This is a genomic window from Hyphomonas sp. UBA4494 (assembly GCF_002388935.1).
In the GTDB taxonomy this organism is placed as follows: Bacteria; Pseudomonadota; Alphaproteobacteria; order Caulobacterales; family Hyphomonadaceae; genus Hyphomonas.
Map to the genome: position 1 here is coordinate 1 of NZ_DGNK01000041.1, position 3,012 is coordinate 3,012.

At 60.8% G+C, this 3,012-nt stretch carries 2 protein-coding genes and 1 pseudogene; all 3 read left to right on the top strand.

The features are described from left to right. Positions 1 to 323: 323 nt before the first annotated feature. The 3 genes and pseudogenes from B2P82_RS15670 (at position 324) to B2P82_RS15680 (ending at position 2,896) form a co-directional block, all read left to right on the top strand. Positions 324 to 1,698, top strand: a pseudogene (locus B2P82_RS15670) (IS1380 family transposase). 266 nt (positions 1,699 to 1,964) lie between these two features. Beyond that, a complete protein-coding gene (locus B2P82_RS15675) occupies positions 1,965 to 2,519 on the top strand; it encodes a pyridoxamine 5'-phosphate oxidase family protein (RefSeq protein WP_290497938.1) in 555 nt (184 codons plus the stop codon). Between the two features lie 146 nt (positions 2,520 to 2,665). Continuing rightward, entirely contained in the window at positions 2,666 to 2,896 is a 231-nt protein-coding gene (locus tag B2P82_RS15680) for a terminase small subunit (protein ID WP_290497940.1), read from the top strand. Positions 2,897 to 3,012 lie beyond the last annotated feature (116 nt).

A 3,012-nucleotide genomic window follows, 5' to 3' on the forward strand; every position in this document is an offset into this window, starting at 1 on the left:
CTTATTCCATGCCGATCCACACCCTTCAGGCCGGATTGCCCTGACAATGCCTTTCGGAGGCCGGTGAGGCGGGTCGCTGGCGGTGCTGTCAGACCAATCTCAAAAGGTCTCTGATTGACAGGGGAGGGCGGCCTTCAGGCGGCGAGTTGCCGCCATACGGCAAGGGCTGCCGCGCGGCGCAGGAACGAGAGGGCGGCCTTTCGATCCCGGCGCTTGGAGGCGAAAGCCTCAACCCGCATTTCCCATATGGACCGCCTTTTCTCGGCCTTCGGCAGCGTGATAGTCTCACTATAACAATGGGTTGATGAGATTGGGGCGGGGATTTGCGGGCGAACGCGACGGGTGAAGCGTATTCCGGCCCTTTGCAGCTCCAGTTCGACCGCTCCGTGAGGCTCGCGTTCCAGGGGGCATCCGATCAGTTCCGATGGGGGCTTGCTGCTGCACCGCGAGCTTGACGACGCGCTGGGGCTGATCGACTTGGCGGCGGGCAGCATTGCCGATCCTCGCACCGGGAAGAATGGCCGCCATCGCCTCGCCGGCCTGCTGCGCCAGTCGATCTTCTCGCGCCTGGCCGGCTACGAAGATGTCAACGACGCCTACCGGCTCCGCCGCGACCCTGTAATGCGGCAGTTGATCGGCGGACGCGCGATTAAGCATGGTGCAGCCTCTGCCTCGGCCATGGGCCGGTTCGAGACGCAGATACTGACGCGGCATGGGAACATGGCGGCCCTGGCCGATCTGCCGGGGCGTTGGATCGACGCCGTGCATGACCGCCGCCCGCCGAAGAGCATCACGCTCGACATGGACAGCTCCGAGAGCCCTGTGCATGGCGAGCAGGAGGGCGCTGTCTGGAACGGCCACTTCCAATCCAAGTGCCTGCATCCGCTGTTCGTCTTCAACCAGTTCGGCGATCTGGAGCGATGCGCGCTCCGGCCGGGCAACGTCCACAGCGCCGATGGCTGGGAAGATGTTCTGAAGCCGGTGCTGGCGCGTTATTCCGCCGACGCGCGGCCTTCGATCACGCGCCGGCGGTTCCGGGCCGATGCGGCGTTCGCCATCCCCGCACTGTTCGATCTACTGGAAGCCGAGGGCTGGGACTACGCGATCCGCATCAAGGGCAATCCCAAGCTCCATGAACAGGTCGCGTTCCTGACCCGGCGACCGCCAGGCCGCCCACCGAACCATGTCGTGCGCCGTTACACCAGCTTCCACTATCGAGCCAGGAGCTGGTCGAAGCCCCGGCGGGTCGTGGCGAAGGTCGAGTTCCATCCGGGGCAGCTGTTCCCGACCATCGGGTTCATCGTGACCAACCGCAGCCTGCCGAACGAGCGGGTGCTGTCATTCTACAATGACCGGGGCACGGCCGAGCAGCACATCAAGGAAGGCAAGTACGCGGTGAAGTGGACGCGCCTTTCATGCATCCGCTTCGCCGCCAACGCCGTGCGCCTCCAGCTGCATGCGCTCGCCTACAATCTGGCGAACTTCCTGCGCACGTCGGCTACGCCAAAGGCTATCGAGAGCTGGTCGCTGACCTCGCTCAGGGAGCGGCTGATCAAGACGGGCGCGCGAATGGTGCGCCATGCGCGCTATGCCGTCTTCCAGATGGCCGAAGCCGCCCTGCCGCGCGCGGTGTTCTCCGGCGTCCTCGACCTGATCTACGGCCTGCGCGGGCCACCAGCTGAGGCGGCGCCTTCATGACCAGGACGCCTATCGCACCATCGGCCTGCAGTGATAACGGGAGAGGTGTGTCCGGAAGGCGGCGAACTCTATCTCTTGCCGGTCCTCAATGCCCGCCAGCGTGCATTCCGGCTTCGGCCGGGCCGCCCCGTCAGCAGTTCTTCTCGACTTCCGGCTTGATCGCCGCCGTCGGACGCGGCACGCTTCGCTTCGGAGAGCCAAATGGGAAATCCCGGTTGAAGTTTGGATGCCTATTCGTTTCACAAGCGGATTATGGAAACGAGCCAATGCCAAAAACCCATTTTGATCAGATCGAACCGATCCACGAGAGGTTTATTGCAGATCAGCAGATGTTCTTTGTGGCTACGGCTGCGCCCGAAGGGCGGGTCAACATGGCTCCAAAGGATGCCGATTCACTGAAGATAATGAGCCCGAACCGTATCGTCTGGGTAAACCTGACTGGCGCAGAAAATGAAACAGGAGCCCATCTAGCGGAATCTTCGCGCATGACGCTTATGTGGTGTTCCTTCGACTCAAGACCGATGATCCTGAGAGCGTACGGGCAAGCGAAATTGATTCATCCGCGCGACAATGAATGGCCCGAACTGCTGGACATGTTCCCGGAACGCAACGGTTCGCGACAGATCATCGATCTGAAGGTTGAGTTCCTTCTGAAGTCGTGCGGGTTTGGTGTGCCGCTCTACGAATTCGTCGGCGAACGCGACACCTTGCGGCTATGGGAAGAGCGAAAGGGACTGTCAGGCGTCCGAGAACATTGGGTCGAAAAAAATCAGGTCAGTATCGACGGAAAGCCAACATTCCTTCTTGGCGAGAGCGCATAATCATCGGCTTTCGCGAAGGTTATGAGTCCCAACTCTAATTTTTGTGCCCTCAGAGTAGTGATTGAGATGGACACGACGTCAGCGAACCCACACGTCATGGCCGTTTCATGTTATAAGATAACGTTCAATGCAGAAGGACGTTCGCCATGACACCCAAACAGCTAACCTTCGTGCAAGAATATCTCGTCGATCTCAACGCCACCCAGGCGGCGATCCGGGCTGGGTACAGCCCCGACACAGCAAAGATGCAAGGATCGCGACTGCTGACGAAAGATGACGTCCAGGCGGCCATCGCTGAAGCCCAGGAACAGCGCCGCGAGAAATTGGAGATCACCGCCGATCGCGTCGTGCAGGAGTATGCGCGTTACATGATTTGATCATCCTCGAAAGATTGCGTCTTTCTGGGCTCGGCCACAAGGGAAGCTGCATTCATTCCGCATTTCGCTGTCAGGCCGTTTCAGCGGATTCGGGATCCGGCTCGAATACGATCCGG